General features: G+C 68.1%; 1 protein-coding gene. It reads left to right on the forward strand.

Annotated features, from left to right (window positions below):
* Window positions 1–14: 14 nt before the first annotated feature.
* Window positions 15–4,523: condensation domain-containing protein (locus GC106_RS46865; RefSeq protein WP_312873459.1), on the forward strand; the 4,509-nt coding region annotated here is incomplete at its 3' end.

The raw sequence follows: 4,523 nt of genomic DNA on the forward strand, positions 1-4,523 counted from the left end.
TGCCTGCGGCGGCGATTCGCCGGGTGTTGGACGCGTGTCCTGGGTTGATGGTGGCGGATGTTTATGGTCCGACGGAGACGACGACGTTCGCGACGCAGCGTCCGATGTTGTCGGCCGCAGAGGTGCCGGAAGCGGTGCCGATCGGACGGCCGCTGGACAACATGCGGACGTACGTGCTCGACGAATCGCTGAGCCCGGTGCCGCCGGGTGTGCCGGGTGAGCTGTACATCGCCGGCACTGGCGTGGCCCGCGGATACCTCAACCGGCCGGGCCTGACCGCGGAACGCTTTGTCGCCAACCCGTTCGGCGAGCCGGGCGCCCGGATGTACCGCACCGGTGACCTGGTGCGCTGGACGTCGGCCGGCGAGCTGGCGTTCGTCGGACGCACCGACGACCAGGTGAAGATCCGTGGTTTCCGGATCGAGCTGGGCGAGGTCGAATCCGCCGTGCTGCGCCACGACGACGTCACCGAGGCCGTGGTGATCGTCCGGGCCGAGAACGGACGCAAGCGCTTGGTCGCCTACGTCGTCGGGACCGTCGACCACGGCGAGCTCCGCGAGTACCTGCGCCGGTCCCTGCCGGACTACATGGTGCCGTCGGCGTTCGTCACGCTGGAGAAGTTGCCGCTCAACCGCAACGGCAAGGTCGACCGCGCGGCCCTGCCAGAACCGGACTGGTGCGCGGTGACAACCGGTTACGTGCCGCCACGCACCGACGCCGAGCGCGTTCTCGCCGGGGTCTGGGCCGAGTTGCTGTCCGTGCCGCGGGTCGGCGTGGAGGACAACTTCTTCGAGCTCGGCGGTGACTCGATCATCAGCATCCAAGTCGTCTCCCGGGCTCGCCGGGCCGGCCTCAGCCTGACACCACGGGATCTCTTCGTGCACCCGACGGTGGCCGCGCTGGCGGCCGCCGCCTGCGAGGCAACGTCGACCGTGACGCACCAAGGCCCGGTGACCGGTGACGTGCCGTTGACGCCGATCCAGCACTGGTTCCTGCAAACGCACGGGGAGCACGCCCAGCGCCTGGATCAGTCCATTGTGGTCGAGTTCCCCGAGGAGCCGGACGTGGCGGTGCTGCGCCTGGCCCTCGATGCCTTGCTGGCGCACCATGACGCGTTACGCACCAGGCTTGAGGTGGTTGACGGGCAATGGAGGCAGAGCGTCGCGCCCTTCCAGCCCGCCGACGTTCTGCATGTCGGCGAACTGGACGCGGTGGCCTACGACCTGAGCAAGGGATCCTTGGTCAAAGCTGTGCTGTCCGGTCGCCGGTTGTTCCTTGCGGTGCACCACTTGGTGATCGACGGGGTGTCGTGGCGTGTTCTGCTGGAGGACTTGGAAACCGCGTACCGCCAGCTGTCCGATGGCGAAACCGTCCAGCTTGCACCGAAGACCACATCGTTCCGCGAGTGGGCCGTCCGGCTGACCGAACGCGCCGAGGCCGGCGGCTTCGACGATGAGCTGGCGCACTGGATTGGTGTGCCGCAAGGCGCTGCGTTGCCGGGCGACCATGACGGTCAGAACACCGTCGGCGACATGCAGTCGGTGACGGTCAGCCTTGAGCCGGAGCTGACCCGCGCCTTGCTCAAGGACGTGCCGGGCGTGTACCTGACCAAGGTCGACGAGGTCCTGCTCACCGCACTGGCCGCCGTGGTCGGCCGGTGGAGCGGCCAGGACCGGGTGCTGCTGGATCTCGAAGGGCACGGGCGCGAGGAAGGCCTGCTGGACGGCGTCGACCTGTCCCGCACTGTCGGCTGGTTCACCACGATGTTCCCGGTCGCCTTGGACGCCCGGGCAGGCGACTGGGCGACCGCGCTCAAGTCCGTCAAGGAACAGGTCCGCGGGGTGCCTCGGCGTGGCATCGGCTATGGCGCCCTGCGGTACCTGCGCGGTGAATCACTGGACGTCCGGCCAGAGGTGAGTTTCAACTACCTGGGCCAGTTCGACTGGGCCGGCGGAGATCGAGAGCTGCGGGTGATCGGTGGCCTGCAGTCGGACGCCGCCGCGGACACGCCACGGCCGCATCTGCTGGACGTGGTCGGTGCGGTCGAACAGCAGCGCTTGGAGTTCCGCTGGTTCTACTCCCCGCACGTGCACGACGAGCCGACCGTGCGGGAACTGGCCGACAACTTGGTCCACACACTGCGCGAGATCATCGAGCACTGTCGCCAGCCGCACGTAGGCGGCCGCACCCCTGCGGACTTCCCCCTGGCCAGGCTGGATCAGGCCACTGTGGACGAACTGGCCGGTGACGGCAGGGGAGTCGAGGACATCTACCCGTTGACGCCCATGCAGGCGGGATTGGTGTTCCACAGCATTTCCCATGAGGACCAGGGCCTGTACTTCGAGCAAGTGACGTTCGTGCTCGACGGTGTGGCCGACCCGGACGTACTCCGCCGGGCGTGGCAGGAGGTTGTGGACCGCACGCCGGTGCTGCGTAGTCGGGTGGCTTGGGAAGGTGTCGCAGAACCGGTGCAGGTGGTGTGCCGTGACGTGGCGGTCCCGGTCCGGGTACTGGACTGGACCGGCCTGACCGAGGACGAGCGGAAGCGAAGGCTGGGCGACCTGCTCGACGAGGACCAGGCGATGGGCATGGACCTGGCCACCGCACCGCTGATGCGGCTGGTCCTGGCCCGCGTTTCGGCCACCGCGGTCCAGGTGGTGTGGACCTTCCACCACGTCCTGCTGGACGGGTGGAGCGTGTTCCAGGTGCTGACCGATGTCTTCGCCTGCCATGCGGAGCTTGCCCACGGACGCACACCGCGACTGGCCACACGCAGGCCGTTCCGCGACTACCTGCGTTGGCTCGCCGCTCGCGACCGGCAAGAAGCCGAGGACTACTGGCGCGATGTGCTGTCAGGTTTCGACTCGCCCACGCCGTTGCCGTACGACCGCGTGACCGGACGGGCACACACCACCCGCTCGGCCGAGTGGCACTCGCGGGAGCTGTCCGAACAGGACACGTCGCAGCTTCGCGAAGTCGCTCAACGCAACGGCCTGACGTTGAACGCCGTCATGCAAGGCGCCTGGGCGCTGGTGTTGTCCCGCTACAGTGGACAACGGGATGTCTGTTTCGGCTCCACAGTGTCCGGCCGGCCTGCTGACCTGCCCGGCGCGGACACCATCACCGGCATCTTCATCAACACCCTGCCGGTGCGGGCCGAGGTCACGAGTTCCCGCCCGGTGCTGGAATGGTTGCGGGACCTGCAGTCCGCGCAGGCCGACGCACGCCGGTACGACTTCGTGTCCCTCGCCGAACTGCAAGGCTGGAGCGAAGTGCCCGGCGGGGTCACCCTGTTCGACAGCATCCTGGTGTTCGAGAACTACCCGATCAACGACGAGGCGGCGTCCGCGCACGGCCTGCACCTTCGTGACCTGCACGCTATCGAGACCACTAACTACCCCGTCAGCGTGGGAGTCCGGCCGGGAGCGCGGCTGGCGATCGACGTGGGCTACGACCCGCAACTGTTCGACGCGGGGACGATCGAGCGGCTGGCCGGGCACCTCACCCGCGTCCTGACCGTCATCACCGAGTCGCCAGACCGCAGAGTCGGGGAGATCGATCTGCTCCGCGCCGACGAGCGACACCGGGTATTGGTCGAGCACAACGACACTGCGAACCCGCTGCCGGAAGGCACGGTGCCAGCCTTGTTCGCCCAGCAGGTTCGGCGGGCACCGGACGCGGTGGCGGTGGTGTCCGACGACGGCTCGCTGACCTACGCGGAACTGGACGCCCGAGCGAACCTGTTGGCCCAACGGTTGATCGCGCTGGGAGTCGGTGTCGAGGACCGGGTCGGGATTCTGGTCGATCGCTCCCTCGACCTCGTGGTGGCCGTCCTCGCGGTGGCGAAGTCCGGCGGCGCCTACCTGCCGCTGGACGCCCGGGCACCGGCGAACCGGATGCGGATGGTGCTCGGCCAGGCAGAAGCGCGTGTACTGCTGACAGACCGGAAATGGGCGACCCGTGCCGCGGAGGTCTACAGTGGACATGTCCAGCCGGTCGACACGGTGCTTCCTGTCGAGCCGCAGCAGCCGATCCCACAGCTGCATCCGGACAACCTCCTTTACGTGGAGTACACCTCCGGCTCCACCGGTGTGCCCAAGGGAGTCGCGGTCCGGCACCGGGACAGTGTGGCATTGGCGGCCGAGCGGCGCTTCCACAACGGCGCCCATGAACGCGTGCTGGTGCACTCGCCGTTGGCGTTCGACGCCTCCACGTACGAGCTGTGGGTGCCGTTGCTCAACGGCGGCCAGGCGGTGATCGCACCACCCACCGACATCGACGTGGACCTGATGCGCCGGCTGGTCACCGAGTACCAGGTGACGGGCATGTTCGTGACGTCCGGGTTGTTCCGGATGCTGGCGCAGGACGGGCCGGATTGCCTGACGGGTGCTCGTGAGGTTTGGACTGGTGGGGAGGTTGTGCCTGCGGCGGCGATTCGCCGGGTGTTGGACGCGTGTCCTGGGTTGATGGTGGCGGATGTTTATGGTCCGACGGAGACGACGACGTTCGCGACGCAGCGTCCG

The organism is Kibdelosporangium persicum (assembly GCF_013280595.1).
GTDB lineage: Bacteria > Actinomycetota > Actinomycetes > Mycobacteriales > Pseudonocardiaceae > Kibdelosporangium > Kibdelosporangium persicum.